The organism is Streptomyces pactum, from assembly GCF_016031615.1.
Classification (GTDB): Bacteria; Actinomycetota; Actinomycetes; order Streptomycetales; family Streptomycetaceae; genus Streptomyces; species Streptomyces pactus.
Genome location: NZ_JACYXC010000001.1, coordinates 814,911 through 830,875 on the forward strand (window position 1 = coordinate 814,911; position 15,965 = coordinate 830,875).

The 15,965-nt window shown below is 76.2% G+C and carries 13 protein-coding genes; 5 read left to right on the forward strand and 8 right to left on the reverse strand.

From position 1 onward, the window contains the following. Positions 1–472 precede the first annotated feature (472 nt). Positions 473–1,555, reverse strand: coding sequence for an NUDIX hydrolase (locus IHE55_RS03245; protein ID WP_197987631.1), 1,083 nt, complete (start codon positions 1,553–1,555; stop codon positions 473–475). A 316-nt stretch (positions 1,556–1,871) separates the two neighbouring features. Here IHE55_RS03245 and IHE55_RS32505 point away from each other — a divergent pair, with 316 nt between their 5' ends. The 3 genes from IHE55_RS32505 (at position 1,872) to IHE55_RS03260 (ending at position 4,341) form a co-directional block, all read left to right on the forward strand. Beyond that, positions 1,872–2,678, forward strand: coding sequence for a MerR family transcriptional regulator (locus IHE55_RS32505; RefSeq protein WP_197987632.1), 807 nt, complete (start codon positions 1,872–1,874; stop codon positions 2,676–2,678). Further along, positions 2,675–3,664 carry a BtrH N-terminal domain-containing protein gene (locus IHE55_RS03255; RefSeq protein WP_197987633.1) on the forward strand — a complete coding sequence of 330 codons (990 nt, stop codon included), beginning with the start codon at positions 2,675–2,677 and terminating at the stop codon, positions 3,662–3,664. Before IHE55_RS32505 ends, IHE55_RS03255 begins: the two co-directional genes overlap by 4 nt. A 104-nt stretch (positions 3,665–3,768) precedes the next feature. Further along, positions 3,769–4,341 carry a GNAT family N-acetyltransferase gene (locus tag IHE55_RS03260; RefSeq protein ID WP_197987634.1) on the forward strand — a complete coding sequence of 191 codons (573 nt, stop codon included), beginning with the start codon at positions 3,769–3,771 and terminating at the stop codon, positions 4,339–4,341. A 262-nt stretch (positions 4,342–4,603) separates the two neighbouring features. On the opposite strand, the gene IHE55_RS03265 is transcribed toward IHE55_RS03260, so the two are convergent. After that, positions 4,604–5,224: a DJ-1/PfpI family protein gene (locus tag IHE55_RS03265; protein WP_197987635.1), complete on the reverse strand. Its 621-nt coding sequence runs from the start codon at positions 5,222–5,224 to the stop codon at positions 4,604–4,606. Between the two features lie 398 nt (positions 5,225–5,622). Beyond that, complete coding sequence (locus tag IHE55_RS03270; RefSeq protein ID WP_197987636.1) at positions 5,623–6,579, reverse strand: ROK family protein; 957 nt, start codon at positions 6,577–6,579, stop codon at positions 5,623–5,625. A gap of 206 nt (positions 6,580–6,785) precedes the next feature. Here IHE55_RS03270 and IHE55_RS03275 point away from each other — a divergent pair, with 206 nt between their 5' ends. Continuing rightward, positions 6,786–7,805: a LacI family DNA-binding transcriptional regulator gene (locus IHE55_RS03275; RefSeq protein WP_232265850.1), complete on the forward strand. Its 1,020-nt coding sequence runs from the start codon at positions 6,786–6,788 to the stop codon at positions 7,803–7,805. A 146-nt stretch (positions 7,806–7,951) separates the two neighbouring features. Here the strand turns inward: IHE55_RS03275 and IHE55_RS03280 are convergent, their stop codons facing one another. Then, a complete protein-coding gene (locus IHE55_RS03280; RefSeq protein ID WP_197987638.1) occupies positions 7,952–9,208 on the reverse strand; it encodes an MFS transporter in 1,257 nt (418 codons plus the stop codon). 99 nt (positions 9,209–9,307) lie between these two features. Here IHE55_RS03280 and IHE55_RS03285 point away from each other — a divergent pair, with 99 nt between their 5' ends. Further along, complete coding sequence (locus tag IHE55_RS03285) at positions 9,308–10,390, forward strand: DUF5937 family protein (protein ID WP_197987639.1); 1,083 nt, start codon at positions 9,308–9,310, stop codon at positions 10,388–10,390. A 248-nt stretch (positions 10,391–10,638) separates the two neighbouring features. Here the strand turns inward: IHE55_RS03285 and IHE55_RS03290 are convergent, their stop codons facing one another. From IHE55_RS03290 to IHE55_RS03305, 4 genes are all read right to left on the reverse strand, one after another. Continuing rightward, positions 10,639–12,123 (reverse strand): AAA family ATPase, encoded by a 1,485-nt coding sequence (locus IHE55_RS03290; protein ID WP_307826493.1) that lies wholly within the window; start codon positions 12,121–12,123, stop codon positions 10,639–10,641. Between the two features lie 170 nt (positions 12,124–12,293). Then, complete coding sequence (locus tag IHE55_RS03295) at positions 12,294–13,574, reverse strand: DUF6986 family protein (RefSeq protein ID WP_197987640.1); 1,281 nt, start codon at positions 13,572–13,574, stop codon at positions 12,294–12,296. Between the two features lie 579 nt (positions 13,575–14,153). Beyond that, positions 14,154–15,116, reverse strand: coding sequence for an electron transfer flavoprotein subunit alpha/FixB family protein (locus IHE55_RS03300; protein ID WP_197987641.1), 963 nt, complete (start codon positions 15,114–15,116; stop codon positions 14,154–14,156). A 49-nt stretch (positions 15,117–15,165) separates the two neighbouring features. Continuing rightward, complete coding sequence (locus IHE55_RS03305; protein WP_197987642.1) at positions 15,166–15,951, reverse strand: electron transfer flavoprotein subunit beta/FixA family protein; 786 nt, start codon at positions 15,949–15,951, stop codon at positions 15,166–15,168. Positions 15,952–15,965 lie beyond the last annotated feature (14 nt).

The following is a 15,965-nucleotide window of genomic DNA, read 5'->3' on the forward strand; positions in this document are numbered from 1 at the left end:
GTCCGTCCGGCACCACCGGCTTCACCACCGAGCCTGGCCGTCGGGGCCCGCCGGGTCGTCGTACGGCCGACGACACCCGCGGTACCGCGCGGGGAGTACGGCCCCCGCGCCCCCGGTTTCCCGCGCCCTGTCTCCCGCGCTCCGGTCCCCGTCGCCCTCCACTCCCGCGCTCTCCGTCTCCAGCGCCCCCGGTCTCTCGCGCCCGTGGTACGGCGAAACGTTCCGGGGCCGCACGCGCCGGCCCGCCGGTCCCGGCACCGCCCGGGCCCCAGCACCCGGCACCGCCCGGCGCCGGGTGACACCACCCTGTGCCGAGCGGTGCCGGGAGGTGCCGAGCGGTGCCGGGCAGTGCCGGGCGGCCGGACGGAGGCGGCCGCGGTCCGGCGCGGTGACGCACGCAAGGGGACGCGCGGAGCGCAACGGACCCCGCAGGGGACCGGTCAGGGGCCGGGCGGGCGGTGCGGTCCGGGGGTCAGGGGCGCGCCGGGTCCGGAACGCCGCCCAGCGGCACCGGCGGCGCCGCCCCGCCGGGCTCCCCCGCCTCCAGGTAGACCGGCCGGCCCCGCTCCCTGGCGCGCAGCGCCCAGCTGAGCCGCTGCTGCCGCTGAGGCGGCAGCAGCCCGGCCGCCTGCTGCTCGGTGACGAACCGCCAGCCGCGCAACTCGTCGCCCGGCAACAGGAGTTCGGCGGCGCTCGGGGCGTCGAGCCGGCCGCCGTCGAACAGCAGCCGCAGTCCTCCGTGGCCGGGCGGGTGCGGCGGCTCCCAGTCCACCACCAGGAGCCGCAGCTCCCCGTCCAGCCGCAGCCCCAGCTCCTCGGCGACCTCGCGCACCCCGGTCCGGGTCGGCGGCTCGCCGGTCTCCACGACCCCGCCGGGGAACTCCCAGCCCGGCTTGTACGTCGGATCGACCAGCAGCACCCGGTCCCGTTCGTCGAAGAACAGCACCCCCGCGGCGACGGTCTGGCCGGACGGCTCGGGGGTCTGCACGATGTCGCAGGCGCCGGCGCCGCCCCGTACCGCGTCCGCCACGCGTTCGGCGACCTGGGCCGGGCTCAGCCCGGTGGTGTCCACCACATGGGCGTCGTCGCCGATCCAGGCGAGCGCGTCCCGGTACGGCGCGAGGTGGTCCCGGCACCAGCGGCGTACGGACTCGCTCGCCTCCGGGTCGCCCGGCACCTCCTCGCGCTCGTCGATGCGCCGACGAAGGATCGTTTCGTCGGGGCGGAGCAGGACGTGGCGGACCGGTATCCGGCGCGCTGCGAAGCCGCCGAAGATCTCGTCCCGGTACTCCTGTTTGAGCAGCGTCATGGGGGCCACCAGCGGGCCGCCCACCTCGGCGTGGAGCGCCGCCCCGGTCTCCACCACCAGCCGCCGCCACGACGGCAGGTCCTGGTAGTCGGTGACCTCCGCCAGCCGTTTGCGGGGCAGTGTCACCCGGAGCAGGTCGCCGACCTTCTCCGGGTCGTAGAGGTTGCTGCCGGGGAGCAGGTCCACCAGAGCCCGGGCCGTTGTGGTCTTGCCCGCACCGAACGCACCGTTCAGCCAGACGATCACGAATCCCCCTCTTCCCGTTGACCCCCTGACAATTGCCCGCACCAGCCTGTCACGGAAACGCGCGCTGTTCGCGGCCCCTGCCGCGCCGGTGGACGGCCCGGCCGCACCGGTCCGCGATCCGGACCCCGTGCCGGCCCGACGGCCATCGCCGCGCGATTGACGACCGTCACGGTCCGCGGTCCGGGCCCGCGCCGGTGGCGGCACGGCGCCGGGCACCGCCGGTGGGCCGGGACCGGCCCGGTCACCGTGGCGGCGAGGGCACGGAGAGCGGGCGGCGGCTGGACTCTCCCCCGGTGGGAGGGTCCACCCTGGGGGCGTGCACGACGACCTCCTCACCATCGGGCGCTTCGCCCGGCTGTGCCGGCTCAGCGTCAAACAGCTGCGCCACTACGACGAGACCGGTCTGCTGTCGCCGGTCCACGTGGACGCCGGTACCGGCTACCGCTACTACGCCCCCGGACAGGCGCGGGACGCCCTGACCATCGCCCTGCTGCGCGACATGGACCTGCCGCTGGCGGTGATCGCCCGGGCCCTGGCCGCCGGGCCCGCGTCCCGGGCGCGCATCCTGCGCGGCGAACGCGACCGGCTGGCCGAGCGGATCAGCCGGGACCGGGCGCGGCTGGCGATGCTGGACCGGCTGGCGGAGGACGGCCTGCCCGGCTACCGGGTGACGCTGGGCCGGGAGCCGGAGCGGCGGCTGGCGGTGGTGCGGGCGGTCTGCGACCCCGCCGGGATCGGGGAGCGGGTCGCGGAGTGCGCGGGCCGGCTGCTGCCCGCCCTGGCCGCGGCCGGGACCGGGTGGGAACCGCCGCTGTGGGGGCTGTACCCGCTGGATCCGGCCGAGCGGATGGAGATGGCCGTCGGCGCGCCGGTGCCGGCCGAGGCGGCCCCGCCGGGCCTGGAGCGGCAGGTGCTGCCCGGCGGACCGGTGGTCGAGACCGTGCACACCGGGCCCTACGCCCAGCTTCCGCTGGCCTACCACGCCCTCCTCGCCACCGTCCACGAGCGCGGACTGCGCCCGCTGGCGCCGGCGCGGGAGGCTTACCTGGTGGGCCCGGCGGAGGCGCCCCCGGAGGAACTCATGACCCGGGTGGTCATCGCAGTCGAGGAGGACCGGACATGACCGTGGTGACAGGCGTCGAGGCCCGCGGCGGCGAACACTGCGAGACGACGGCGCTGGGCGTGCTGCTGCGGCACGAGGGGCTCGACCTGTCCGAACCCATGCTCTTCGGCCTGGGCTCCGGCCTGTCCTTCGTCTACTGGGACAGCAAGGCCATGGGCTTCCCGTTCCTGGGCGGACGGGTCAGGCCGTTCGAACTGACCCGGAACCTGGCCGCCCAACTCGGACTGGACCTGCGCGTCCGGGAGACCACCTCGGCCCGGCGGGCCTGGGAGGACGTGGCGGCGCCCATCGACGCCGGCCGCCCGGTGGGGCTGCAGCTCGACAGCTTTCACCTCGACCACTTCCGGACCAAGGTGCACTTCGGCGGCCACATCGTCGCCATGTACGGCTACGACGAGCACCACGCCCACCTGGTGGACACCGCGCAGCAGGGCGGGGCGGTGCGCACCGGCCTGGACGGTCTCGCTCGGGCCCGGGCCGCCCGCGGCCCGATGACCGCCCGGCACCGCTCCTTCACCCTCACCGTCCCCGCGAGCGCGCCCACGCCGGTGGAACGGATCGTCCCGGCGGTCACCGCCTGCGCCGCCGCCTTCCTCGACCCGCCCATCGCCAACCTCGGCCACCGGGGCGTCGAGACCGCCGGTCGGCGGGTCCGCACCTGGCTCGGGCGGACCGACGACCCGGGGCGGGACCTGGTCCGGGCCGCCCGGCTGATGGAGGAGGCCGGCACCGGCGGCTCGCTGTTCCGCAACCTCTACCGCGATTTCCTCGCCGAATCCGCCGAACTCCTCGGCAACCCGGGACTGCGCACCGGCCACCGGCTGTACGCCGAGGCGGCCACGCTGTGGACCTCGGTGGCGGGCCTGATCGAGAAGGCCGGCACCTCCGGCGACGCCCGCCACCTGGAACAGGCGGGTGCCACACTCGGTGAGATCGCCGCCCTGGAGCGCGAGGCGATGCGGACGCTGAGCCGGCTGACGGAGTGACACACCACGGCCCGGGCCCGGAGCCGGGGCCGGCCGCCGACGCACCCCGGGCACACCCGTGCGGGCCCTCCGGCCCGGACGGGCGGACGAGAGGAGCCACGGACATGACCACGGAACCGGAGCTGCGCCCGGCGCGCCCCTCCGACCACCCCGCACTCGTGGACCGCGTACAGCGGTGGTGGGGCGACTCCCGCACCCCCGAGCAGGCCCGCGAGCTGTCACTGCTGCTGCCCCGGCTGTTCCTCCAGTTCTTCTCCCGCACCAGCCTGGTCCTGGAGGACGGGTCCGGCATCCGGGCCTTCCTCGTCGGCTTCCACGCCGCGGACAACGAGGAGGAGGCGTACATCCACTTCGTGGGGGTCGACCCGGCGCTGCGCGGGCGGGGACTGGGCCGCCGTCTCTACGCGGAATTCCTGCGCCAGGCCGCCGGGGCGGGCCGCCGCGAGGTGCGGGCCGTCACCTCGCCGGGGAACGCCGGCTCCATCGCCTTCCACCGGGCGTTGGGGTTCGTCTGCGAGCCGGGCGACCTGGAGATCGGCGGCGTGCCGGTGCACACCGACCACGACGGCCCCGGGCAGCACCGGGTCTGCTTCCGCCTCCGGCTCCCGCCCGCCCCGGACACCCCGGCCCCGCCGGACCCGGCCGCGGCACGGCCCGCTCCCCCGCCGCGCCGGTGACACGACGCCCGGCCGGGCCGGGCAGCTGGGGGTCGGCCACGCGGCGCGCCGGCCGGCGCGGGTCCGGCTGCGGCTGCGGTCCGCCGAACGGGAACGGGTACACCCGGGATCGGGTGCGGTCCTGACGCGGATACGTGACCAGGGCCGGGAACGGGTGGACCGGGCGGGCCCGGTGCCGGATGCGGCTGCGGCGCCGGCGGCCACGGCGGAGGCGGTCCGCCGGCGGTGCCGGGGTCGGCATCGCCGGCGGGGCGCCGGGCGGTCAGCCCAGGGTGCGGGCCCGGTCGAGCACCTCGGCCGGGGCCTTGGCCACCGAACCGGTGTCGAAGGGAGGTTGCGGATCGTACTCGGTGTACAGCTGGATCGCCTGCGCGGTCACCTCGTCGGTGAGCAGCGCGGCGAGCCGGACGGCCATGTCGATCCCGGAGGAGACGCCGGCCGAGGTGATCACCCGGCCCTGCCGCACCACCCGTTCGGGGGTGTAGGTGGCGCCGTACGCCTCCAGGTCGGTGACCGCGGCCCAGTGGGTGGTGGCCGTCAGGCCCTCCAGCAGGCCGGCCGCGCCGAGCACCAGGGAACCGGTGCAGACCGAGGTGGTGAAGCGGGTCCCGGCGTGGATCTCCCGCACCCAGCCGAGGAAGCCGGGGTCGTCCACCATCGTCAGGAAGCTGCCCCCGCCCGGGACGAGCAGCACGTCGCAGCGTTCCACGTCGGTGTACCGGGTCGGAACGTGCACCGGCAGCGAGCCCAGCACGTCCTGCACCAGGCCCGGTTCGGCCGTGACGAACCGGACGGTGGCGCCGGGTACGTAGCCGAGGATCTCGTACGGCCCGATCGCGTCGAGCGGTTCGAAGCGGTCGAAGAGCGGTATGACGATGTCCATACGGCGCAGCCTAGCCAGCGCCGGAAGCGCCCTGGCCGGAACCGGCGGAACCGCCGGTGGCGGCCGTCCGCCACGGCCCCCCGGCACCGCACCCGGCACGACCTCCGGCCGAGGGCGGTGCCGCGGTCGCCCTCCGGCCCCGGCCCGACGGCGACGCGGCGAGGGCACCGCCGCCGCACCTCCCGCCGCCGCACGTCCTGGCGCCGTACATCCCGGAGCGCACCTGTCGGCGCCGCCCATCCCGGCGCCGCACGTCCCGGCACCGGCGTCCTCACGGCCCGGTCGCCCGGCCCTCCGGGACCCGCCCGGCCGGCCACCGGCACCGGGCGGGTACCCCGTACACCAGGCACCCCGCAAGGGGGCGCCCGGCGCGGGCCGTTCCCGGGCCGGACCTCCGCTCAGGAGCCGGTGCCGAACCCCGACAGCCGCGTCCCGCGGGCCGCCGCGGCGGCGGCGCCCAGCAGCCCCGCGTCGGTGCCCGTCCGGGCCGGCACCACGGTCAGCCCGCGGACGAAGGAGAGCGTGGCGTAGTCGCCGAGCATCCGCCGCAGCGGCGCAAACAACACCTCGCCGGCGCCCGCCACGCCACCGCCGATCACCGCCACCTCGATCTCGGCCAGGGCGGCGGTGGCCGCGATGCCGGCGGCCAGGGCCCGTGCGGCCCGCTCGTAGGAGGCCCGGGCGACCGGGTCGCCGGCGCGGGCGGCGGCGGCCACCGCGGCGGCCGAGACGTCCCCGTCCGGTCCCGGGCGCCAACCGTTCTCCAGCGCCCGGCGGGCGATGTTGGGGCCGCTGGCGATGCGCTCCACACAGCCGCGGCCGCCGCACGGACAGGGATCGCCCTCCAGTTCCACGCTGATGTGGCCGATGTGGCCGGCATTGCCGGTGGGGCCGGGGTACAGCTCGCCGCCGAGCACCAGCCCGCCGCCGACCCCGGTGGAGACCACCATGCACAGCGCCCCGGTACGGCCCCGGGCCGCGCCGCGCCAGTGTTCCGCGGCGGTCATCGCCACCCCGTCGCCCACCAGCGTGACCGGCAGCTCACCGGTGGTCTCCCGGACCGCGGCGACCAGCGAGAAGCCGCGCCAGCCGGGGATGTTGACCGGGCTGACGGTGCCCGCCGAGGCGTCCACCGGGCCCGCGCTGCCGATGCCCACCGCCGCCACCCGCGTCCACAGCGGGGAGCCGGCCAGCTCCCGCAGCACCGCGGTGACCGCGCCCAGCACCGTGGCCCCGTCCTCCCGGGCCGGGGTGGCGCGCCGGGCCCGGACCGGCAGCTCGCCGCTCCCGTCCACCAGAGCGCCCGCGATCTTGGTGCCGCCGATGTCGAGCGCGGCGATGAGGTCAGCTGGCATACGGGGTCGGCTCTCCTGCCGGCGGGGCACGGGACGGTGACGCCGGCCAGTCTCCCCCGGCTTGACAACGTTGTCCAGAGGTTATGCTCGGCAGCCTGTTCCTTACCCCGGAAATCCCCTCCCGAGCAGCGAGAGACAGGATGAGACAGGTGGCCGAACCGCCCGCCGGCAGCACCGCGCCGCGCCGCTACGGCAACCGGCCCACGATGAAGGACGTCGCGGCCCGGGCCGGGGTGGGTCTGAAGACCGTCTCCCGGGTGGTCAACGGCGAGCCGGGGGTCACCCCGGACACCGAGCGGCGGGTGCGGGAGGCGATCACCGCCCTGGGCTTCCGGCGCAACGACAGCGCCCGCATCCTGCGCAAGGGCCGCACCGCCAGCGTCGGCCTGGTCCTGGAGGACCTGGCGGACCCCTTCTACGGGCCGCTCAGCCGTGCCGTGGAGGAGGTCGCCCGGGCCCACGGCGCGCTGCTGATCAACGGGTCCAGCGCCGAGGACCCCGAGCGGGAGCAGGAACTGGTGCTGGCGCTGTGCGCGCGCCGGGTGGACGGACTGGTGATCATCCCGGCCGGTGACGACCACCGCTATCTGGAGCCGGAGCTGGCGGCCGGGGTGGCCACCGTCTTCGTGGACCGGCCCGCCGCGCTGATCGAGGCGGACGCCGTGCTGTCGGACAGCTTCGGCGGCGCCCGCGACGGGGTGGCCCACCTCATCGCCCACGGTCACCGCCGGATCGGTTTCCTCGGGGACCGGCCGCGCATCCACACCGCCGCCGAGCGGCTGCGCGGCTACCGGGCGGCGATGGCCGGGGCCGGGCTGCCGGTGGACCCGTCATGGGTGTCGCTGGGCCCGACCGACCCGGCGCGGGTGCGTGCCGCGGCCCTCGCCATGCTGGACGGGGACCCTCCGGTGACCGCGCTCTTCGCCGGCAACAACCGGGTGACGGTCACCGTGGTGCGGGTGCTCGCCGGCCGCCCCCGGCCGGTCGCCCTGGTCGGCTTCGACGACTTCGAACTCGCCGACCTGCTCTCCCCCGCGGTGACCGTGGTGGCCCAGGACGCGGCCCGGCTCGGTGGCACCGCGGCACGGACGCTCTTCCGGCGGCTGGAGACGGCGGGGGCGGCCACCGGCCCGGGCACGCCGGCCCCCGAACCGCGCCGGGTGGTGCTGCCGACCCGGCTGATCGTGCGCGGTTCCGGCGAGATCCCGCCGCCCGCCGGAGCCTGACCGGGGGCCGCTGCCGGCCGCGGCAAACCGCCCGTACGTCCCCCGGGGCGCGGCCCGCCCGCGCACCCCGCCGCCGGGTACGCCGGCCTCCGGCGGTCGCCCGGGCGTGCGGCACCTCCCGCCCGAGGGGCCGCCGCGCCCGGGGGTCACTCCGCCGCGACGGCCCCCGAGCCGGCCCGCGCCGGGCGGTCGCCGGCCGGGCTGCCCCGGTCCGTCCCGGTGGCGACGGCACCGGCGGCGAGCAGGGTCGCACCGGCGAGGCCGCCCCACAGGGCGGCCGGACCGTGCGGGGCCAGGGCGGTGATGGCCGCCGGGGAGACGGCGAGGCCGAAGCCGGTGGACACCTCGAAGCGGGCCAGGGCACGTCCCAGGACGTGGGCCGGGGCGAGGGCGGTGACCAGCGCGGTGGCGCTGCCGGCGTAGAGGATCTCGCCGATGGTGCACACCACGGACACCGCCGCGACGGCCGGGGCGCCCCAGCCCCGCCCGTACTGCGTGGCCGCGAGGAAGCCCAGGTAGGACACGGCGAGGACCACGCCGGACAGGGCCAGCACGGTCCGCCGGGGGAAGCGGGACATCAGGACGGTGACCGGCACCTGGAGGGTGACCACCAGCACGGTGTTCGCCACGAAGATCGCCGCCGACCACACCGGGGAGGCGTGCAGCTGGGTCACCAGGACCAGCGGCAGCGCGATCTCGGGGACGTTGAGGCAGAAGACGTAGATGACGTTGGCGGCGAGCAGCCCGCCCATCCGCGGGGCGGGGCCGGCGGGCAGGTCCTCCCCCGCCGGGGCGGCGGCCGGCCGCGCGTGCAGACGGACCGACCAGGTCAGGGCGGCGGCGGCCAGGCAGGCGAGGCCGGTGGTGGCCGCCATTGCCCGCAGCGCGGGGGCGCCCCCGGCCAGGCCAACGGTGGCGATGAGCGCGCCCGCGCCCAGGCCGGCGTTGCGCAGCGCCCGGGCCGCGGCGAGGGCGGCGTCGCGCTCCCGGCCGTGCGAGACCGTGGCCACCAGGGCCGCGTGGGCGGCCGGCCACGCCTGGTTGCCGACCCCCAGGAGGAGCGCCGCCGCCGCGAACGGCGCCGCCTGCCCGACCGGGGTGGCCAGCAGCAGCGCCACGCCCACCACCCGGACCAGCATCGACGCCGCCACCACGGTGCTGCGCGCGCCCCGGTCCAGCCAGCGGCCCACCGCGGGCATGCAGCCCAGGCCCACGACGACGCCGACCGCCATGGCGGTGCCGGTGGCGGGCGCGGACAGCTCCAGCACCGTCATCCCGTAGAGCAGCAGGAAGGGCCGCAGCAGGCCGGTGCCGAGCGAGTCCACGGCCAGCGCCATCGCGTAGCGGGGGCCGCCGAGGGCCCGGACGAGGGCGCGGGGCCGGGTCGTGAGGGGGGTCGTCATGGCGCCCACGGTGGTGTCCGCCGCCCGGACGGCCGCCCGGATTGACGGTCCGCGTCAATCGGCGACGCCGCCGGCCGGCCGCTGCGTGATGCTGTGCGGATGACGTTGAGGATCGACATCGGCGGTCGGCCGGACGAGCGCCTGCGGTTCGCCGCCTCCCCGCTGGCCGAACTGACCGCGATGCTGCACGTGCTGGCCGAACCCGGGCACCATCCGCGGTTCGCCGGCTGGGCCGCTCAGGTGTGGGACGGGCTGCGGCCGGAGCTGGCCGAGCGGCTGCGGGAGGCGGAGTTCCTCTGGCGCTCCTCCCAGGCCGACTTCCTGCTGCCCGCCCGCCCCCGGCCGACCCTGGCCGAGGAGCTGGACGACGTCGATCTGCTCGACGACGACACCTATGTGACCGCCGCGCTGGTGACCACCTGCGGCGGCGGCCGGGTCCGCTTCCCCGCGCCGTCGCCGCTGACCGACCCGGCCGCCCGCCGGCGGGCCCTGGACCTGGCCCAGGCCCGTGGCGCCCGGCAGGAGGCGTTCGCGGAACGGCTGCTGGCGGACCCGGCCGCGGTGCGGGCGCGGGTGCGCCACACCCTCGAAGAGTGCGCGGAAGCGTTCTTCGACGCCGCCTGGGCGGACGCCGCGGTGCGTCTCGCCACCGATCTGCGGCTGAAGAACGACCTGCTCCGGCGGCAGGGCGCCGGGGCGGCGCTGGCGTCGGTCTCCGGGGCGGTCGCCCTGGCCCCGGACGGCGACCACATCGTCGTGGACAAGCTGCAGGACAAGGCGACCACCGCCCACGACACCGTCACCTTCATCCCCAGCGTCCACAACAGCCCGCACCTGGTGGTGGTCCACGCGCCCGGCTGGCAGCCGGTGGTGCAGTACCCGGTGGCCGAGCCGCGACCACCGGAGCCGGTGCCGCTGGAGACGGTCAGCCTGCGGCTGGAGGCGCTCGCCCATCCGGTACGGCTGCGGCTGCTGCGCACCCTGGCCCGTGGCCCGCACACCACCGGTGAGCTGGCCCACCTCTGGGACCTGTCGGCCCCCGAGGTCTCCCGCCACCTCGCGGTCCTGCGCCGCGCGGGCCTGCTCACCCCGCGGCGGCACGGCCGGTACGTGCGCCACAGCCTCAACCTGCCCGACCTGACGGCGCTGGGCACCGACCTGCTGGCCGCCGTGCTGCGCTGAGCGGCCCCCGGAGGCGCCGACGCGCGGGCGGCCCGGCCGCGGAACGGGGTACGGCCCGGCTGCGCGCCGGCGCGGTGCGGCGGCGGTACGGGGGCTGCGCGCCCGGCCGCCCACCGGCCCCGCCGCCGGCAGCACGCCGGACCGCCGCCTCCGCACCCCGGGCCGGCACCCGCCACCCGGCCGGCATCCGCCCGGCCCGGCGCCCGCCGCGTCCCGGGGCACGGTCCGCCGTGCCCCGGGACGGTGCCTCAGACCGGGTCGGCGTCCGGGTCGTCCAGCCGGCCCAGCTCGTCGTCGTCCAGCTCGTCCAGCTCGTCGTCCAGGTCCCCGCGGCCGCAGGCGGGGTCGGGCACGCCCAGCAGCCTTCGGGTGAGCGCATCGCGGTCGGAGAGCAGTTCGTCCAGGGCGGCGGTCAGGTCCGCCACCTCGACCACCTCGGAGTCCCGCTCGGCCGCGAACAGCACGGTGCGGCGGACGAGTTCCTTGGTGAACGAGGCCGTGGTGCCCTCGGTACGGTCGACCACCGACTCCGTCGCGGCGTCGTCCAGGCCGAGCGGACCGCCGTACAGCTCCAGCAGCCGGCGGCGGCCGGCCTCGTCGGGCAGCGGGATCTCCACCGCCATGTCCACCCGTCCGGGCCGCTGCGCGAGCGCCGGTTCCAGCAGGTCCGCGCGGTTGGTGGTGAGCAGGAACGCCACGTCGGCGTCGTCGCCCAGGCCGTCCATCTCGTTGAGGACCTGGAAGAGCAGCGGCTGTTCGCCGTCGCTGTAGTCGCGGGCCTCGGCCACCAGGTCGCAGTCCTCCAGCACCACCAGCGCCGGCTGGAGCTGCCGGGCGAGCGCGCAGGCGGCGCCCACGTGCTGGATGGTGGTGCCGGCCAGCACCACGACGGTGAACTCCGGCAGCTGGGAGAGGAGGTAGCGGACGGTGTGCGTCTTGCCGGTGCCGGGCGGGCCGTACAGCAGCAGGCCGCGGCGGAGGTGCTGTCCGGTGGCGCGCAGCCGCTCCCGGCGCCGGGCGACGCCCACCACCTGGCGTTCGACGCGGTCCAGCAGGCCCTCGGGGAGCACGATGTCGGCCGGGTTCAGCGCCGGCCGGCGGTGGAACCGGAAGGGCCCGATGCCCTCGCTGAAGTCCGACCCCTCGAAGGAGATGACCTTGCCGCGGAAGACGTTGTGCTCGCGGATCAGCCGGTCGATCCCGGACAGCAGCCCCTTCGCCGCGTCCCGGCTGGGGGCGAGCACTTCCAGGGTGACGTGGTTGCCGTCGTACTCGCCGCTGGGTCCGCGCAGCAGCACCGCGTACCGGTCGTCGCCGTCGGTACCCAGGTAGAGGCCGAAGGAGACACAGGCCAGCTCCTCGTCGGTGGAGACCGGAACATAGGCGTAGTCCACCGCGCCGACCCGGTAGCGGCCGTAGGTCTGCGCGGCCATGAGGAGTTCGGCGAGCGACTCGAAGCGCCGGTTCTCGCCGGTGACCCCGATCAGTTCGTGGCCGCGGCCCTCGGTGTTGAACCAGCGCTCCAGCGCCAGGTGGACATTGGCGTGGTCGTACGGCGGCCGGGTGGCCTTCACGACCGGGATGTCCTGCGGGGGCCGGCCCAGATGCCGGGTGAGCCGTCCCAGCAGCGACTGCGCCTCGTCCGGCTGCTCCTCCCGGTGCACGACCTGCTGGAGGAACGCCTCGAAGAGCCGGCCGAACGCGGCGATGTCGCCGGGATTGCTGATGTCCACCTGTGTACTCCCCGTGCGGTGTCGTCGTCGCACCGCACGGTAGCCCAGCGGGCGGAGGGGCGGCCGGTGGTTTTCCCGCCGCCGGCTCCCCCCGCGGAGGTTCCGCCGCCGGCCCGCCCGCGGGGAGCGTCCGCACCGCAGGGCTCTGCCCCGGGGCGGTGCGGCCCGGCTCAGCCGGCGGTGGGCCGGCCGCTGAGCCGCTCCAGGTCGGACCGGGTCAGACCGGTCAGCCGCTCGGTCTCCGCCGGGTCCACCGCGCCGCAGTCCAGGCCGCGCAGCAGGTAGCCGCTGAGCGCCTTGGCGGTGGCCGGTTCGTCCATCACGTCACCGCCGGCCCGGCCGACGTACGCGGCGAGCCGGGCGGCGGCCCGCTCCAGGCCCTCGCGGTAGAAGGCGTAGACGGCGGCGTACCGGGTGGGCAGGTGGCCGGGGTGCATGTCCCAGCCCTGGTAGTAGGCGCGGGCCAGGGAGCGGCGGACCAGTGCGTGGTGGAGCCGCCAGGCGTCGTGCACCTGAGCGGTGGGACCGACCGGCAGCACATTGGTGGAGCCGTCCGACAGGCGCACCCCGGTGCCCGCCGCGGCGACCTGCATCACCGCCTTGGCGTGGTCGGCGACGGGGTGGTCCAGGGACTGGTGGGCGGCGCTGACCCCGCAGGAGGCGCTGTAGTCGAAGGTGCCGTAGTGCAGCGAGGTGGCGCGGCCCTGGGCGGCGTCGATCATCCGGGCGACGGTGGCGCGGCCGTCCGGGCCGAGAACGGCCTGGGTGGTCTCGATCTGGATCTCGAAGCCGATACGGCCCGGGGCCAGGCCGCGGGCCTTCTCGAACTCCTCGCAGAGCCGGACCATGGCGGTCACCTGTTCGGGGTAGGTGACCTTGGGCAGGGTGAGCACGAGCCCCTCGGGGAGCCCACCGGCCTCCATCAGTCCGGTGAGGAAGATGTCCAGGGTGCGGATGCCGCGGTCCCGGACGGCCGCCTCCATGCACTTCATGCGGATACCGGTGTACGGCGCGGCGGTGCCCTCGCGGCAGGCGTCGGCGACCAGCCGGGCGGCACGGGCGGCGGCGGCGTCCTCCTCGGCGTCGGGGCGGGGACCGTACCCGTCCTCGAAGTCGATGCGCAGGTCCTCGACGGGTTCGCGCTCCAGCTTGGCGCGGACCCGGTCGTACACCGGGCCGGCGAGGTCGTCGGGGATGCCGAGGACGGCGGCGAGCGCGGCGGCGTCCGGGGCGTGCCGGTCCAGCGCCGCCAGGGCCTGGTCGCCCCACTCGCGCACGGTGGTCGCGGAGAAGGCGTCGGCCGGGACGTAGACGGTGTGCACGGGCTGCCGGGTGCCGGGGTCGCCGGGGTAGCGCCGGGCCAGTTCGGCGTCGACCCCAGCGAGGGAGGACGCGATGTCCTCGGCCACGGCGCCCGCCAGGCTGGTGCTCACCGTCTCCTGCTGACCCATACCCTCACCCTTTCTTTTCCGCTTCACGGAATCAACAATCCGTAGAGCGAAGTTATCCGGGGTCAGGTCGCGGGTCAACACCTCACCGGAGGGCGGACCCCGGTCGGCGCCGGGCCCCGGGGCGTGGCCCCGCCGGGGACCGGACCGGTGGCTTCCGCCGGGGCGGCCCACGGCCCACCGGCTCACCGGTCCGGCGGTCCACCGGTCCGGCCCCCGGGCCGGTGGACCGGGCCGGTGGCTTCCGCCGGGGCGGCCCACGGCCCACCGGCTCACCGGTCCGGCGGTCCACCGGTCCGGCCCCCGGGCCGGTGGACCGGGCCGGTGACCGGCCGTCCGGCCCCGGAGCCGGCCGCCGGCGGTCGCGGACGCCGCCAACCCGGGCCCCTCCCCGCCGCCCGGCGGTGCGGACGCGGGGAACACGGACGGCGCCGGGCGCGACGGGCCGGGGGGACTCAGGACGCCAACAACCCCAGGCACCAAGCCCCCGGGACGCCGACGACCCCCGGCGCGACGGTTCCGGGACGCGGACGGCCCCCGGGCACGACAGGCGCCGGGGGCCGTCCGAACGGGCGGTGCGGGTCAGCCCTTGCGGGCCTTGACCTCCTCGGTCAGCTGCGGGACCACGTCGAACAGGTCACCGACCACGCCGTAGTCCACCAGCTCGAAGATCGGGGCCTCGGCGTCCTTGTTGATGGCCACGATGGTCTTCGAGGTCTGCATGCCGGCCCGGTGCTGGATGGCACCGGAGATGCCCGCCGCGATGTAGAGCTGCGGCGAGACGGACTTGCCGGTCTGGCCGACCTGGGCGGTGTGCGGGTACCAGCCGGCGTCCACCGCGGCACGGGAGGCGCCGACGGCCGCACCGAGCGAGTCGGCGAGGGCCTCGATGACCGGGAAGTTCTCGGCCCCGTTGACGCCACGGCCACCGGAGACCACGATCGCCGCCTCGGTCAGCTCCGGGCGCCCGGTGGACTCGCGCGGCGTGCGGGAGACGACCTTGGTGCCGGTGGCCAGCTCGCCGAAGGAGACCTCCAGCTGCTCGACCGCGCCGGCCGCCGGAGCGGCCTCCACGGCGGCGGAGTTGGGCTTGACGGTGATGACCGGGGTGCCCTTGGTGACGGTGGACCGGGTGGTGAACGCGGCGGCGAACACCGACTGGGTCGCCACCGGGCCCTCGTCCCCGGCCTCCAGGTCCACGGCGTCGGTGATGAGACCGGAGCCGATGCGGACCGCGAGGCGGGCGGCGATCTCCTTGCCCTCGGCGGAGGACGGGAAGAGGACGGCGACCGGGGAGACGGCCTGGTACGCGGCGGCGACCGCGTCCACCTTCGGCACGACCAGGTAGTCGGCGAACTCCGGGGCGTCGGCGGTGAGCACCTTCACCGCGCCGTGCTCGGCGAGCACCCCGGCGGCGGCGTCGGCACCGGCGCCCAGGTGGACCGCGACCGGGTCGCCGATGCGGCGGGCCAGGGTCAGCAGTTCGAGGGTGGGCTTGCGGACGGCGCCGTCCACGTGATCGACGTAGACAAGGACTTCAGCCATGGCTTCACTATCTCCTGCGGAAAGAGGGCGGTTGAGGGAGGTGCGGGCCTCAGATGAACTTCTGGCCCGCCAGGAACTCGGCGAGCTGCTTGCCGCCCTCGCCCTCGTCCTTGACGATCGTGCCGGCCGTGCGGGCCGGGCGCTCCTTGGCGTCCTCGACCTTGGTCCAGGCGCCCTCCAGACCGACCGCGTCCGCGTCGATCTCCAGGTCCTCCAGGTCCCAGGACTCCACCGGCTTCTTCTTGGCCGCCATGATGCCCTTGAAGGAGGGGTAGCGGGCCTCGCCGGACTGGTCGGTCACCGAGACCACGGCCGGCAGCGCCGCCTCCAGCTGCTCGCTGGCGGTGTCGCCGTCCCGGCGGCCGGTCACCCGGCCGTCCTCGACCGAGACCTCCGACAGCAGCGTCACCTGCGGCACGCCCAGGCGCTCGGCCAGGATCGCCGGGAGCACGCCCATGTTGCCGTCGGTGGAGGCCATACCGCAGATGACCAGGTCGTAGCCGATCTTCTCGACGGCCTTGGCGAGCACCAGCGAGGTGCCCATGACGTCGGTGCCGTGCAGGTCGTCGTCCTCGACGTGGACGGCCTTGTCGGCGCCCATGGACAGCGCCTTGCGGAGCGCGTCCTTGGCGTCCTCGGGGCCCACGGTGAGCACGGTGATCTCCGCCTCGTCGGCCTCGTCGGCGATCTGCAGCGCCTGCTCGACCGCGTACTCGTCGAGCTCCGAGAGCAGGCCGTCCACGTCGTCGCGATCGACGGTCAGGTCCTCGGCGAAGTGCCGGTCGCCGGTGGCGTCGGGCACGTACTTCACACAGACAACGATCCTCAAGCTCACGCCGGCTCTCCTAC